This window comes from Microbacterium sp. NPDC088619, assembly GCF_044752825.1.
GTDB lineage: Bacteria > Actinomycetota > Actinomycetes > Actinomycetales > Microbacteriaceae > Microbacterium.
Genome location: NZ_JBIVLZ010000001.1, coordinates 341,251 through 356,120, shown reverse-complemented (window position 1 = coordinate 356,120; position 14,870 = coordinate 341,251). Strand labels below are relative to the sequence as shown.

General features: G+C 66.2%; 12 protein-coding genes. 5 read left to right on the top strand and 7 right to left on the bottom strand.

Going from position 1 to position 14,870, the window contains the following annotated elements; all coding sequences use genetic code 11:
- Positions 1-4: 4 nt before the first annotated feature.
- Complete coding sequence (locus ACIP5T_RS01875) at positions 5-1,543, bottom strand: hypothetical protein (RefSeq protein ID WP_400860125.1); 1,539 nt, start codon at positions 1,541-1,543, stop codon at positions 5-7.
- Between the two features lie 161 nt (positions 1,544-1,704).
- Between ACIP5T_RS01875 and ACIP5T_RS01870 the strand changes: the two genes are divergently transcribed.
- On the top strand, positions 1,705-2,415 hold the full coding sequence (locus ACIP5T_RS01870; protein ID WP_400860123.1) for a DUF4191 family protein: 711 nt from the start codon (positions 1,705-1,707) through the stop codon (positions 2,413-2,415).
- A 66-nt stretch (positions 2,416-2,481) separates the two neighbouring features.
- Here ACIP5T_RS01870 and ACIP5T_RS01865 read toward each other — a convergent pair whose 3' ends face one another.
- Positions 2,482-3,669 (bottom strand): RimK family alpha-L-glutamate ligase, encoded by a 1,188-nt coding sequence (locus ACIP5T_RS01865; protein ID WP_400860122.1) that lies wholly within the window; start codon positions 3,667-3,669, stop codon positions 2,482-2,484.
- Between the two features lie 26 nt (positions 3,670-3,695).
- On the opposite strand from ACIP5T_RS01865, the gene ACIP5T_RS01860 reads away from it, so the two are divergent.
- Positions 3,696-4,175 carry an ATP-dependent zinc protease gene (locus ACIP5T_RS01860; RefSeq protein ID WP_400860121.1) on the top strand — a complete coding sequence of 160 codons (480 nt, stop codon included), beginning with the start codon at positions 3,696-3,698 and terminating at the stop codon, positions 4,173-4,175.
- 6 nt (positions 4,176-4,181) lie between these two features.
- On the opposite strand, the gene ACIP5T_RS01855 is transcribed toward ACIP5T_RS01860, so the two are convergent.
- Positions 4,182-4,568: an RDD family protein gene (locus tag ACIP5T_RS01855; protein WP_400864558.1), complete on the bottom strand. Its 387-nt coding sequence runs from the start codon at positions 4,566-4,568 to the stop codon at positions 4,182-4,184.
- A gap of 160 nt (positions 4,569-4,728) precedes the next feature.
- Between ACIP5T_RS01855 and glnA (ACIP5T_RS01850) the strand changes: the two genes are divergently transcribed.
- Complete coding sequence (gene glnA, locus ACIP5T_RS01850; protein WP_140037208.1) at positions 4,729-6,153, top strand: type I glutamate--ammonia ligase; 1,425 nt, start codon at positions 4,729-4,731, stop codon at positions 6,151-6,153.
- Positions 6,154-6,298: 145 nt separating this feature from the next.
- Positions 6,299-7,759, top strand: coding sequence for a hypothetical protein (locus tag ACIP5T_RS01845; protein WP_400860119.1), 1,461 nt, complete (start codon positions 6,299-6,301; stop codon positions 7,757-7,759).
- Positions 7,760-7,785: 26 nt separating this feature from the next.
- Here the strand turns inward: ACIP5T_RS01845 and ACIP5T_RS01840 are convergent, their stop codons facing one another.
- Positions 7,786-8,286 (bottom strand): GNAT family N-acetyltransferase, encoded by a 501-nt coding sequence (locus tag ACIP5T_RS01840; protein ID WP_400860118.1) that lies wholly within the window; start codon positions 8,284-8,286, stop codon positions 7,786-7,788.
- Positions 8,287-8,419: 133 nt separating this feature from the next.
- On the opposite strand from ACIP5T_RS01840, the gene ACIP5T_RS01835 reads away from it, so the two are divergent.
- Entirely contained in the window at positions 8,420-9,574 is a 1,155-nt protein-coding gene (locus ACIP5T_RS01835; RefSeq protein WP_400860116.1) for an AI-2E family transporter, read from the top strand.
- On the opposite strand, the gene ACIP5T_RS01830 is transcribed toward ACIP5T_RS01835, so the two are convergent.
- From ACIP5T_RS01830 to glnA (ACIP5T_RS01820), 3 genes are all read right to left on the bottom strand, one after another.
- A complete protein-coding gene (locus tag ACIP5T_RS01830; protein ID WP_400860115.1) occupies positions 9,561-10,475 on the bottom strand; it encodes a diacylglycerol/lipid kinase family protein in 915 nt (304 codons plus the stop codon). The two genes, ACIP5T_RS01835 and ACIP5T_RS01830, sit on opposite strands and share 14 nt — an antisense overlap.
- A 70-nt stretch (positions 10,476-10,545) precedes the next feature.
- A complete protein-coding gene (locus ACIP5T_RS01825) occupies positions 10,546-13,521 on the bottom strand; it encodes a bifunctional [glutamine synthetase] adenylyltransferase/[glutamine synthetase]-adenylyl-L-tyrosine phosphorylase (protein WP_400860113.1) in 2,976 nt (991 codons plus the stop codon).
- A 9-nt stretch (positions 13,522-13,530) separates the two neighbouring features.
- The gene (glnA, locus tag ACIP5T_RS01820; protein WP_042541155.1) at positions 13,531-14,868 is read right to left on the bottom strand and encodes a type I glutamate--ammonia ligase; all 1,338 of its coding nucleotides are present in this window, start codon (positions 14,866-14,868) and stop codon (positions 13,531-13,533) included.
- Positions 14,869-14,870: the final 2 nt, after the last annotated feature.

Here is a 14,870-nt window from a genome sequence, read left to right as displayed (position 1 = left end):
AGCATCATCCTGGCTGGTCCGCGACGTCGTAGACGTCGCGGACCAGCCATTTCTCTGTGATCCGGACGAGCACGACCATCCGCTCCCCCTCCGCGGGCGCCGCCCCATCGCCACCCCCTTCGGACGAGGACACCCGGATCACGGCGACGTCCCCGTACTCATCCACCGGTTCGAACTGCAGCGTTCCGACGCTGGAATCGCCCAGTGCTTCCACGACACCGGCAGAACCGTCAGCGACGGCACCCGCGCAGACCGCGTCGTCCGTCTCGCTGCAGACACCTATCGCATCGATCAGCGATCGTGCCGCCTCGACGGGGTCCCCCGAATCAGATCCGTCATGCGGCTTTCCCTCCCCCGAGGGTGGTACTGGTGCTGGTGCAGAAGGCGTCGGCGACGGGTCCGCGGGGATCCGGTCGGGTTCCGTCGCCCGGGGAGTGCTCTTCGGCTCGGCAACGGCACCTCGCCCGGCAGGCTCCCCGGTCGCCCCACCCGGCCAGAGGAACCCGCCAGCGAGCACCACGGCGGCCGCACCCGCGGCGACGATCGTTCGCCGACCACGGCTCACGGGAGCGCGACCGCCCACCTCGGCGCGGGCACGCGAGCGTCCCCGCGCGCCGACGCGTTCGCCAGCGCCGGCATCCGTCCGCCCGCCTCGAAGGAGGGGGTCTCGGTCGGCGTTGCGCCTGCCGTGGCGCTCGAGACGAACGACGACCGCCGCCCGCCAGGCGCCGAGACGATGCACGAGAGGAGTGAGGATGCGCGAGGACAGCGCCCTGACGCGACCGACCTCCCGCGGCAACGAGGAGCGGCTCCTCACAGGACGTCGCACGTCGGTCCTGGGAACCGCTGCGTGCCTCGCCGCGTCCGCATCCCTCGCCAGTTCGGGTGCATGCACGTCCAGCCTCAACGGTTTCGGAGCTGCCGTGTCGAAGAGCTCGGCCTCCCACTTCTCGAGCTGGCGCACCGGCATCCCAGGTCGCGCACTGTCGGCGGTGAGCCCCTCCTCGATCACGACAAGCAGACGTGCGAGCGTACGGTCGGCGCAGTCCCGCCGTAACCGAGCCACGAGGGCGGCCCCCGCCGACCGTGCAGTCTCGCCGGCACCGATCACGAACGTCGGCCTGCCGTCATCCGTGATCCACCACTCGCCGGTCTCTTCCTGCGTCGCGCCTCTCGCAAGCTCGCCCATACCGCGCAGGATGCTGGCCACGAGAGTCGTCATCTCCCCTGACGAGAACGCGGCGTCGGCGGCGACACGACGACCGAAGAACGAGGAGACCCGCTCCGTGCACCACGGCAGAAGCACGTCATGCCCGTCTGATCGCCGCACGATGTCGAGCGGCCCCGCGACGTGATCGTCACCCGCATGCTCCCACCCTGCCCAGCCGCTGATCGACGCGGAGTCGACGAGCACCGCCACCGTTCCTCCTCGCGTCACCAGCACTCCCCCATACGGCCCTTCGCCCAGATCGATCCTTCTGATCACGCGATGTGCGCCGGGCACGAGGACCGCCCCTCGTGGTCGCGCTTCTGTGTCTGCCATCACCCCATGTCAGCGCATCACTCGGATCGCGTGTGGACATGAAGGGGTATGTGGAGGCATCCGCGCGGATCGATGACCTGTGCAGAGCAAGATGGGGCCCGGGAATCCGCCTGACGCGAACGACGCCATGAGCGCCTCTCGGAGTCGGTATTCTTATGCACATGGCAAACCGCACGTCCGCGCCCGAGAAGCGTCCGGGGTTCTTCTCCCAGATCAAATCCCTCTTCAAGTTCACGAGAGAGATCTACCCCTGGCTGCCCTGGGCTCAGATCGCGCTACTGGTCGTCGGGGTGCTCCTCGGCCTCATCGTCGGCTACCTGATCCCGCCGTTCCAGGTGTGGACCCTCATCCTCTGGGGCATCTCGGGCCTGATGCTCGGCCTGCTCGGCGCCATGTTCCTGATGACGCGCCTGTCGACCTCCGCGATGTATCAGAAGATCGACGGAATGCCCGGTGCTACCGGACACGTGCTCAGCACGAGCCTCGGGCGCAACTGGCAGGGTTCCGAGACACCTGTGGGCATCAACCCGAAGACGCAGGACGCCGTCTACCGCACGGTCGGACGTGGCGGTGTCGTCGTCGTCGGAGAGGGATCGCGCGGACGCCTCAGCCGCCTCGTCAACGACGAGCGCAGCAAGGCCGCCCGTGTCGCCCACGGAGTGCCCGTGACGGTGCTCTACGTCGGCCACGGCGATGATGACGTCGCGATCGCCGACCTCGCCAAGACCATCAAGAAGCTTCCGAAGGTCATCGACAAGGCCACCATGGGCGCCGTCATCCGACGCATCGAGTCGGTGTCGCAGTCGATCTCCTCGCTGCCGATTCCGAAGGGCATCGACCCCACCAAGGTCCGGGCTCAGCGCCCGCGCTGATCCAGCGCCCCCCAGACGCAGAAGCGCGGCCGCACCTCCTCGGAGGAGCGGCCGCGCTTCTTCGTGTCACTCGGAGAGCGGCTGGCGCGGCAGTCGGCGCACCTTCGCGCGACGCCGGCGCCGCTCGGGCACCATCGATCGCATCTCGTCGAGCTTGCCGAAGCAGAAGAGCCGATCCTCGGCCTCGAGAACGACATGCTTACGCGGGTTGGGGATGACGGAGACGCCGCGGTGCAGCGTGAGCACCGTGATGTCGCGCTCCCAGAGCCCGGCCTCGCCCAGCGTCTTGCCGACGAGGTCGACCGCGCCGTGCACCATCAGCTCGGCGACTCCGTAGCCTGTGGACACCGTCAGGCGCTGGCGCACATCGATCTCGGGGAATGCCACCTGCCCCGCGATGTAGTCGATGATCGCCCCGGCGACGTCGAGCTTCGTGGCCGTCTCGATGCCCTGCAATCCGGGCGAGGAGTTGACCTCCATGACCAGGGGACCGTCTTCTCCCTCGAGCATGTCGACTCCGGCCACGCGAAGACCCATGATCTGGGCCGAGCGGACAGCGGCGCGTTCGTAGACGGGGTCGAGCTCGACGGCTTCGACAGAGCCACCACGGTGCACGTTGGAGCGGAACTCGTCTCCGGCCGCCGATCGTCGCATGGCCGCCACCACGCGGTCGCCCACCACGAGCGCGCGGATGTCCCGCCCGCGGCTCTCGGAGATGAACTTCTGGATCAGCACGTTCTGCTTGGTCGAGTGCAGAGTCTCGATGATCGCCTCGGCCACCTTCACCTGGGGGGCGAGGATGACGCCGATCCCCTGTGTGCCCTCGAGGAGCTTGATGACGACGGGAGCGCCGCCGACCCGTTCGATCGCCGGCCGCACGTCGGCTCGATTGCGCACGAAGGCGGTCGGCGGCATCGCGATGTTGTGGCGCGAGAGGATCTGGTTCGCGCGGAGCTTGTCGCGCGCGCTCGATATCCCGTTCGCGGTGTTCGGCGTGTAGACGTCCATCTGCTCGAACTGCCGGACCACGGCAGTGCCGAAGTAGGTGATCGAGTTGCCGATGCGAGGCAGGATCGCGTCGTAGTCGCTGAGCTGACGACCGCGGTAGTGCAGATCGGGCTCATCGGCCGTGAGGTCTATCGCGAACCGCAACGTGTTCAGCACCTTGACGTTGTGACCTCGCTGGAGCGCGGCGGCGCGCAGCCGTTGGGTGGAGTACGCCTGCGGCGCGCGGGAGAGCACTGCGATCTTCACGGGGGATTTCCTGCCAGGATGGTCGGGTGAGTAAGTCATCCCATTCAAACACCCTTATCGGGTGGCGAGAATGGGTGAGCCTGCCCGATCTCGGTGTGGACTGGCTCAAAGCCAAGATCGACACGGGTGCTCGGACCTCGTCGCTGCACGCATTCAAGATCCAGGAGTTCGAGCGAGACGGCGTGTCGTGGGTTCGGTTCCGGGTGAAGCCCTGGCAGGACAGCCAGGAGGACGCCGTCATCGTCGAATCCCCGGTGCACGATCGCCGTGCCGTGCGCAGCTCCTCCGGTCACGCGCAGGAGCGCCTCGTCGTCGAGATGCTCATTCGCCTGTATGACCGGGAGGTGCTCGCCGAGGTGACGCTGAGCAATCGGGATGAGATGGGATTCCGGATGCTCATCGGACGCGAGGCGCTGCGACAGGGATACGTCGTCGACCCTGCGCGCTCCTTCCTCGGAGGCCGCGCACCACGAGAGGCGAGACGCCGCAATCGCGGCAAGGACTGAGCCGGCTCAGGCGCGGATGAGCACGAGTCCCGTCACCTTGTCATGCACACCGCGCTGGTCGGCATCCCAGATCACCGCCGGGATCACTATGACGATGAGCAGCGTGCGCACGATCGGTCGCCACACCCCCACCCAGCCGCCACCGAGGCGCACGACACGCATGCCGAGGATGCGGTGCCCTGGGCTGCCGCCCGCAGTCGGGATGAACAGAATCTGCAGCACGGCGAATACGGCCATCGGCGCGAACATCGTCAGCCCGGCCTCGGCGGGCAGAGCGAACTGGTCGTATCCGAGGAAGCCGGTGGCGATGATCGTCGCAGCGACGTAGTCGATGAGGAGAGCCCCGATCCGTCGGCCAGGGCGGGCGATGCTGCCCGTCCCCGTCTGCGGCATTCCGAGTCGTTCTCCGGGGTACGTGTTCACAGCATCCGTCACGTATCCAGCCTACCGGCGCGTAACATGCCGGAAACAAAGCGGATACCGTGGGGTAACGCCCCGCACGTACTGTGCACAATGGCCGTGAAGCCATCGATCCGCAATCCAGGAGTCGTACATGTTCAAAGATTCGTCCGAGGTACTGACCTACATCAAGGAGAACGACGTCAAGTTCCTTGACATCCGATTCACTGATCTTCCTGGTGTCCAGCAGCACTTCAACATCCCTGCGTCCACTGTCGATGAGGACTTCTTCGTCAACGGCCAGCTGTTCGACGGCTCCTCGATCCGCGGCTTCGCGAGCATCCACGAATCAGACATGCAGCTCATCCCCGACGTGACCACGGCATACGTCGACCCGTTCCGCGAGGCGAGCACCCTCGTCATGGTGTTCGACATCTACAACCCGCGCACGGGTGAGATCTACTCGAAGGACCCGCGTCAGGTCGCCAAGAAGGCAGAGAAGTACCTCGCGTCGACCGGCATCGCCGACACCGCGGTCTTCGCCCCCGAGGCCGAGTTCTACATCTTCGACGACGTCCGCTACTCGGTCACCGCCGGCGAGAGCTTCTACAAGGTCGATTCCGAAGAGGCCGCGTGGAACACCGGTCGTGAGGAAGAAGGCGGAAACCTCGCCAACAAGACCCCGTACAAGGGCGGCTACTTCCCCGTCAGCCCGGTCGACAAGACCGCTGACCTGCGCGACGACATCACCCTGAAGCTGATCGACGCCGGGTTCATCCTCGAGCGTTCGCACCACGAGGTCGGCACCGCCGGCCAGCAGGAGATCAACTACCGCTTCGACACCATGGTGCACTCGGCGGACGACATCCTGAAGTTCAAGTACATCGTCAAGAACACCGCCGAAGAGTGGGGCAAGGTCGCCACCTTCATGCCGAAGCCGCTCTACGGCGACAACGGCTCGGGCATGCACACGCACCAGTCGCTGTGGAACGACGGAAAGCCGCTGTTCTACGACGAGGCCGGCTACGGCCAGCTCAGCGACATCGCCCGCTGGTACATCGGAGGCCTCCTCGCGCACGCCCCCGCAGTGCTCGCGTTCACCAACCCGACCCTGAACAGCTACCACCGTCTGGTCAAGGGCTTCGAGGCTCCGGTCAACCTGGTCTACTCGGCCGGAAACCGCTCGGCTGCGATCCGCATCCCGATCACGGGCTCCAACCCGAAGGCCAAGCGCATCGAGTTCCGCGCGCCGGATGCATCGGGCAACCCGTACCTCGCCTTCGCCGCGCAGCTCATGGCGGGCCTCGACGGCATCAAGAACCGCATCGAGCCGCACGAGCCCGTCGACAAGGACCTCTACGAGCTTCCTCCCGAGGAGGCCAAGAACATTCCGCAGGTTCCGAACTCCCTGCTGGACTCGCTCGAGGCACTGAAGGCCGACCACCAGTTCCTCCTCGAGGGCGGCGTGTTCACCGAGGAGCTCATCGAGACCTGGATCTCGTACAAGTACGAGAACGAGATCCTGCCGATGGCTCAGCGCCCGCACCCGTTCGAGTACGAACTGTACTTCGGCGTGTAGCCAGATCCCGCGGGAATCCTCGGGTTGGTCCGCAGGGAGTCCGCAGAATCTCACAGAGAGAGCCCGTCACGGACGTCGTGACGGGCTCTCTCTTGCGTTCACTTCTGCCAGAGCTGGCAACGATCTCGCCCAGTCCGAGTCATGGATGGGGAGAAATACCTCATCCCTTGTATTGAGCCCCGTCAGTATCGACGACGTCCCTGGCTCAGAAGACAGCCATCAGCCCGGGCTCACTGAGTACTGCACGCAGCGGGGGCGTCGTGGCCGGAATGCGTCACGCAGCCCGTTCGCTAAAGTTGACCGGGTGAGGGGATACGCAGAACGCTTCGATTTCGACAAGCACACCATCAGAGGATGGGTGTACGACGCGGAAGCCGAGGACAACCGCGATGTTCGCGTGGTCGCGACCTTCGACGGCGAGATCATCGGGGAAACCAGTCCGAGCGCAACTCGCAGCGACCTGCAGAGGATCACAACCCAAGATGCCTTGTTCTCCCTCGAGTGTTCCCGACGCTTCACCGCTCTCGATGTCGCATCCGGACGCCTCCTGGTGAAGTCTCATTCTGACGACCGAGTGGCAGCGCTGAGCCTCGGGGAAGACGGTCTCGCCGCCATGAAGAAAGCCGCTGTAGAAGAACTGAGTGGCGTTGCGACACCCACCCTTTGGTCTCGAGCCGAGCGTGACGCGGTGAAACTACACATCGAAGCGGGCAACCTGTCGCCCATGCTCATGCCTGCCAGGCTGCCATCGATGGATGGATCAGCGGTCACCGGACTGCGCGGGCACCTGTTCCTCACCGGGGGGACCAACTCCCTGCTGCCGCTGTACGACGAGCCTGTCGACGACGCGCTCATGTCGCGAGTTGACCGGTGGATGGATGTGCTTGCCCAGCGAGTGGAAGGATGCGAAGCGCGAGGAGCACGCTTCGTGCAGACCGTCATCCCAGAGAAGCTGACCGTTCTGCGCCACGATGCTCCCTTCGTTATCGATGGCCCAACCCCCGTGCTCCAAGAGATCGAGAACAGGCTGCGCGACGCCGACTTCTACGTCAGTGGCCTCGCACCCTTCGATGAGTGGAACAACGCCGATGATCCATTCCTGATGACAGACACGCACTTCTCAGCGATCGGCGCTCAGAGGATGTTTTCTGCCCTGGCCGCTCAGATCGACCCCCAGCTCGTTCCACTCGTGGATGCCGTGCGGATGTACCAGTTCAGGTATGCAGTCGGCGATCTCACCGGACGCTTCGGGCTGCCGTTCTACTCGCGAATCGTCGAGCCGAGCGACGGTGAGTTAGCCGCCTACGCGGACGGCATCATGATGATCGAGAAGTACATCCCTGCCGAGGGCGGCATGAGGGGCCGGCGTTTCGGGTGGACCAACAGCACCGCGCCGAGCCGGCTCAAGGTACTCGTCTTCGGCAACTCGTTCTTTGGGCCCGGTGACTTCGCCGGACACCTCTCGTGGTGGGGGAAGCACCTCTTCAGCGAGTTCCATTTCCTCTGGGGGCCGAACCTCGACTGGGATCTCGTGGATCAGTTGAAACCGGATGTCGTCGTAGGGCAGACCGTCGAGAGGTTCCTCAACCGAGTCGCTGCGGTATAGCGGACGCAGCGCCCGAGTCCGCGCACTCAGCCGACGAGATCCAGCACCCATTCGTTCATCGTCAGCTCGGCATCGCGAAATGTATCGGTGAAAGTGCCCACCATCTCGAACCCACTTCGACGGCATACGCCGTTCGAACCCGCGTTCTCCACCGATGGGAATGCCGTCAGGAACCTTCGACCTGCACGGTGCTCTCTCGCATCATCGATCAGCAGGCCGAGCGCCCGGGAAGCCACGCCCATCCCCTGCGCCTCGGGGACCACGAACCAGCCCGTCTCGAATGCCGGCTCGCCGCGCCACTCGACCCTCCAGAAGCCGATCGATCCGAGCGGTCGCTGTTCACCGTCTTCGATGACGAACATCCTCGCTTCTCCCGCGTCCCACAGCCGCAGGTAGCGGGCGTTGCGATCGAGAAGCTGCCGCTCGGTCTCGACGCCGTTCAGGTATGCCGTCATCTCCGGCGTATTCGCTCGCCGCAGCAGCTCGAGATCGCCCGCGGACCAGCGTCTCAGTGTCAGCGCATCCATGCGTGAACGATCGCACGGGCATCGGACAATCACCACGCTATACACCACAAGGGGCGCGGCCGTGTCGCGCTTGCTTTCGCCCGCCCTGACTGGTCAACTGAGAGGTCCAAACGAACACAAGTGGGGGGCCATCATGCGCCGCAAGAACGACAGGCTGCAGCCGAAGAAGGTCCACACCACCGAGACTCCCCCGGCACAGCCGAAGACCGCCGCCGCCGCCATCGCCCGGATCAATCCCTTCACGTTCGGCCTGCTCGGCGCGTTGGGGGTGCTCGTCGCACTGATGCTCGGCGGGATCGTCAACCAGCTCGCGACGGTCCTGGTCTACATCGGCGTCGCGATCTTCCTCGCGCTCGGCCTCGATCCGATCGTCGCGTTCATCGAACGCAAGCTCCCTCGCCCCGCTGCGGTCGCGATCGTGGTCTCCGTGGTGGTCCTCGCGTTCGCCGGAATCATCCTGGCGATCGTGCCGCTTCTCATCGAACAGGTGACGAACCTGATCAACGACGGGCCGAAGATGGTCGAGGACTTCATGGCCAGCGCCTGGTTCAAGGACGTGAGCGAGCAGTTCGGTTCCACCTTCGACGATGCGGCACAGGGTGTGCTGAGCTTCGTCCAGGATCCGGGCAACATCCTGAACATCAGCGGCGGAGTCTTCGCGGTCGGCGCCGGGATCGCCGGAGGTTTCACCGGTGTCACCATCGTGCTCATCCTGACCCTGTACTTCATGGCCTCGCTGCGCAGCATGAAGCGCGTCGCGGTGCGCTTCGTCCCCTCGTACCAGCGGGATACCTTCGGCGGTCTCCTGGAAGACGTCTCCGGCGCTGTCGGCCGCTATGTGATGGGGCAGGCCAGCCTCGCGCTGATCAACGGCGTCCTGAGCCTGATCGTGCTCAGCATCATCGGTGCACCCGTGCCGGCCCTGCTCGCGCTGATCGCCTTCATCGGGTCGATGATCCCTCTCGTCGGCACGCTGAGCGCGTCGATCATCAACGCGCTGATCTGCCTCATCGTGAGCCCCGTGACCGCCCTGATCGCGTTCGGGTACTACCTCGTATACATGCAGATCGAGGCATACGTCCTGTCTCCGAGAATCATGAACAAGGCGGTCGCGGTTCCCGGTTCGCTCGTCGTGATCGCGGCCATCGCCGGAGGCGCGCTCGGCGGCATCCTCGGTGCGCTCGTTGCGATCCCGGTCGCCGCCAGCATCATCATCATCGTGCAGAAGGTCGTCTTCCCGACGCAGGACAGCAAGGTCGTCCCGCCGGGAACGCTCAGCGAACGATGAGAGCCGCGGGCTGGACCCGCACCCCGAACGTCGACACCTCGCCGACCTCTTCGCCGTCGATCTCGAAGGCGAGCGGGGCGGACAGCGTGATCGTCGCCTTCTCCGCCGAGATGTGCCGCGTGGATTCGCTGCTCACGGCTTCGTCGACGCTTCCGAGAATCCGCCGGATGCCGTTCTCCCAGACGAAGGTGCGCACGGTGTCGAGCCACTGGAGCGGGCCGTCGGCGCTGACGAGCAGGATGTCGAGCAGACCGTCGTCGAGCACCGCGTCGGGGAGCAGCCGGATGCCACCCTGCACCATTCCGCAGTTTCCGATCAGCATCGTGTGACCGCGCAGCTCCTGTGCATCGCCGTCGTCCAGAGTCACGGTGATGTCGGTCATCTCGGTGCCCGCGAGCGCGCGGCCCATCGCCTCGACGTAGGCGAGCCAGCCTGCCTTGTCTTTCAGATCATCGTCCGTCTCGACGAGCATCTGCGCGTCGATCCCGAACCCGACCATGACGACGAAGGCATGCTCCTCACCGTCGAGGTCGACCCAGCCGATGTCGATCTTCTTCGGTTCGCCGTCTCGGACACGCTTCAGCGCGGCGGGAATGTTGTTGAGTGGGATCTCGAGGTTGCGGGCCAGCAGGTTGCCGGTGCCCTGCGGGACGATGCCGAGCGCCGTCTCGGTGCCGGCAAGGGATTCGGCCACGGCACGCACCGTCCCGTCGCCGCCCACGGCGACCACCACATCGCACCCCGCCTCGACCGCGGCGGTCGCCATTCCGCGACCCGGGTCCTCGACGCTCGTCTCCCACCACTCGACCTCGGCGGTGAAAATGTCGGCCACGGCGGCGCGCAGCTTCTCCTCATCGATCTTCGAGGGGTTCCAGATCACACCGAGCTTCGAGATCGTCATGCGCTCAGCCTGTGCGACAGGCCGGGAAAAGGCAAATGACGCGCCAGTCCTTGACGGAGCGAGTGCGCGGTCACCCGTAGAAGAGCTGCTCGAACGCCCTGCGTGCCCGGCGGGTCACGCCGAGGTAGTCGTCGTCGAGCACGCTCGCGGAGCGGTCGGGGTATCCGAGCAGCCGACCGATCGCATCGAGGTCACGCGGGTCCGTCGGCAGGACATCGCTCGTCTTGCCCGTGTACAGAGTGATCGCGGAACGCAGACGGCTCGACAGCAACCACGCGGCGCGGAGGAGATCGGCAGCGTCCGCCGGGACGAATCCCGCGTCCACAGCAGCCCCCAGCGCAGTGAGCGTCGACGTGGTCCGCAGCTCCGGCACATCGTGGGCATGCTGCAGCTGCAGCAGCTGCACCAGCCACTCGACATCGCTGAGAGTGCCTGGTCCGAGCTTGAGATGGCGACGCGGATCCACGCCCTGAGGCAGCCGCTCCCCCTCGACCCGAGCCTTGATCCGCTTGATCTCACGGGTGCCCTGCAGATCGACCTCCGCGGGATACCGGATGCTGTCGGCGAGGGCAGTGAACTTCGCGATCAGAGTCGCGCTGCCCGCGACTCCTCGAGCCCGCAGCAGCGCCTGCGCCTCCCACGAGAGCGACCAGCGTCGGTAGTACTCCGCATACGCGTCGATCGACCGCACCACGGGGCCGTTGCGCCCCTCCGGTCGGAGGTCGGCGTCGAGGTCCAGCGGCACCCGATGATCGGTCAGATGCTCTCTGAGCCCCGCGACGATGCGGGTGGCGAGCGATTGCGCCCGCTGAGCATCGACGCCGTTCGCGTCGTAGACATAGAGGATGTCGGCGTCCGAGCCGAATCCCAGCTCCGCTCCCCCGAACCGCCCCATGCCGATGATCGCGAAGTCGAGTGCCTCGTCATCGGCGGGGACGATCTCGCGCCGGACCGCGCGCAGTGCAGCCTGGATCGTGGCGTCGGTGATCTCGGTGAGCGAGGTCGCGATCTGCTCGATCGACAGCACGTCGAGGACGCCGCCCATGGCGGTGCGCAGAAGCTCCCGGCGACGGAGCGCGCGGACGGCCTGCAACGCGTCCCCCACATTCCGGTGGCGCGTCTGGATGGCCCTGGCCTCTTCGTCGAGCGCGGCCCCGCTGCGAGGACGGAGCAGCTCGCTGCTGTCGAGCCAGGCCACGGACTCGGGGATCCACTCCATCAGCTCGCCGACGTACCGTGACGACGACAGCAGCCTCGTCAGGCTCTCCGCGGCGCCGGAGGAATCCCGCAACATCCGGAGGAACCAGGGGGTGTCGCCGAGACGCTCGCTGATGCGGCGGAACGCGATCAGCGCGTAGTCCGGATCGCTGCCGTCAGCGAACCAGCGCACCATGACGGGCATGAGATGCCGCTGGATGGTCGCCTTGCGACTCAACCCTGTGGTGAGCGCGCCGATGTGCCGCAGAGCACCTGCCGGATCCCGGAAGCCGATGGCCATGAGCCGGTCGTGCGCCTGCGCCGTCGACAGGGTGCGCTCCTCTTCCGGCAGCGAAGCCACGGCGCTGAGGAGTGGGCGATAGAACAGCCGGGTGTGGATGTCACGTACCTCACGTCGGACGCTCTCCCACCGAGCCCAGATCGCCTCGCCGGATTCGCCGAGTCCCGTGCTGCGGGCCAGCACGCGCAGGCCGGCAGGCGTGCGCGGCATCAGGTGGGTGCGGCTGAGCTCCCTGAGCTGCAGTCTGTGCTCCATCAGACGGAGCACGCAGTAGTCGTCGGCGAACGAGGCAGCGTCGGCCCTGCCGATGTAGCCGCCCTCCACGAGTGCGTCGAGGCTCTCCAGCGTCCCGCGCGTGCGCAGCCGCGGGTCTGTGAGGCCGTGCACGAGCTGCAGCAGCTGCACCGTGAACTCGATGTCGCGCAGGCCGCCCGATCCCAGTTTGAGCTGGTACGGAGCATCCTCCGGGTCGATGTGCTCCATGACCCGTTCGCGCATGCGCTGCACGCTGTCGACGAAGTTCTCCCTCGCGGCGCTCGAGAAGACCTTGGGCTGCACCGCGGCGATGTACTCGGCGCCGAGTCCGGGATCGCCCGCGAGAGGTCGCGCTTTGAGCAGCGCCTGGAACTCCCAGCTCTTGGCCCAGCGGTCGTAGTACGCCAGGTGCGAGCCGAGAGATCGCACCAGCGCGCCCTGCTTGCCCTCTGGACGCAACGCCGCGTCGACCTCCCAGAGCGGCGGTTCGACCTCGATGCCGCTCAGGCCGCGCATCGTCTCCCTGGCGAGACGCGTCGCGATGTCGATCGCCCGCGATTCCGAGACGACGTCGTCGTCTGCTGTTCCGCCGACGAAGATCACGTCGACGTCACTGACGTAGTTCAGCTCGCGTGCGCCCGCCTTGCCCATGCCGATGATGGCGAGCTGTGTGGCTGCGACCTCGTCACGGCTCATCGTGTCGACGAGCCGTCGACGAGCGATCGCCAGCGCCGCCTCCAATGCGGCACCGGCGATGTCGGCCAGCGCCGCCGCGACGTCGGCCACGATCCGCACGGGGTTGTGCGCCGTCAGATCGATTGCGGCGATCACAGCGAGATTGCGCCGGTAGGCCACACGCAGGGTGACCACCGCACCGTCGTCGCCCGACTCCGCGAACCCGTCGCGCGCACCGACCGCGTCGAGCATGCGCGTGCGCAGCTCGTCTGCCGAAGGCAGCTCCGTCGATCGGTCGGCCAGCACCGACACCTCGGTGGGGTGTCTCAGGAAGAAGTCGGCGAAGCCCTGTGACGCCCCGAACACCCTCCATGCCCGTCTGCGTGCCCGCTGGTCGGCGAACAGGGCCGCGATCGGTGCCGCATCGCGTCTCGCCACACGCAGCATCCCCTCGACCGCCGCGTCGGGATCAGCAGCATCCGCCTCGCTGAGCAGGAGCGACCGGTCGACGCCGATCAGCGTCGCGAGTTCGGTGAGGTTCGCCGCAGCCTCGCTGAGCTCGGCGAACCCCAGCCTGGCCAGCGCGGAAAGAGAGACGGAGTCGTCCGAACGGGCCATGGGCGACGCTCAGAGGAGCTCGAGGTTGTTCTTCAACTCCAGCGGCGTGACCTGGCCTCGGTAGGCCTCCCACTCCTTGCGCTTGTTCAGAAGCACGTAGTTGAAGACCGACTCGCCGAGGGTCTCGGCGACCAGCTCGGAGCTCTCCATGTATTCGAGCGCGTGATCGAGGCTCGCCGGCAACGCCGAGTAGCCCAGCGCACGGCGCTCGGCGTCACTGAGCGACCACACGTTGTCCTCGGCCTCGGGAGGCAGTTCGTACTCCTCCTCGATGCCCTTGAGGCCGGCCGCGAGCATGAGCGCGTAGGCGAGGTAAGGGTTCGCCGCGGAGTCGAGCGCACGATACTCCACGCGCGACGAGCCGCCCTTGTTCGGCTTGTACATCGGCACGCGTACGAGCGCCGAACGGTTGTTGTGCCCCCACGTGACGAAGCTCGGAGCCTCGTCGCCGCCCCAGAGGCGCTTGTACGAGTTCACGAACTGGTTGGTCACCGCGGCCATCTCGTTGGCGTGCCGCAGGAGACCGGCGATGAAGTGACGACCGGTCTTGGAGAGCTGGTACTTGGCACCCTCTTCGTAGAACGCGTTGCGCTCCCCCTCGAAGAGCGACATGTGCGTGTGCATGCCGCTTCCGGGGTGACCGCTCAGAGGCTTCGGCATGAACGTCGCGTAGACACCCTGCTCGATCGCGACCTCTTTGATGACCGTGCGGAACGTCATCACGTTGTCGGCCATCGTCAGCGCGTCGGCGTAGCGGAGATCGATCTCGTTCTGGCCCGGTCCACCCTCGTGGTGGCTGAACTCGACTGAGATACCGAGGTCCTCGAGCATCCGCACCGAGCGGCGGCGGAAGTCGTGGGCCGTGCCGCCCGGGACGTTGTCGAAGTACCCTGCCGAGTCGACAGGTACAGGGCCTTCAGGGCCGAACGACGACGACTTGAGCAGGTAGAACTCGATCTCGGGATGCGTGTAGAAGGTGAACCCCGCATCGGCGGCCTTCGCGAGCGTGCGCTTGAGCACGTGCCGCGGGTCTGACACGGCCGGTCGCCCGTCCGGCGTGGTGATGTCGCAGAACATGCGCGCGGTGGGGTCGATCTCGCCGCGCCACGGCAGGGTCTGGAAAGTGGTGGGGTCGGGCTGCGCGAGCAGGTCGGACTCGTAGCTGCGGGTCAGCCCCTCGATGGCGGAGCCGTCGAACCCGATCCCCTCGGCGAACGCGCCCTCGACCTCGGCCGGCGCGATCGCGACGGACTTGAGAGTGCCGATGACATCGGTGAACCACAGGCGGACGAACTTGACGCCGCGCTCTTCGATCGTCCGGAGGACGAAATCTCTCTGCTTGTCCACGG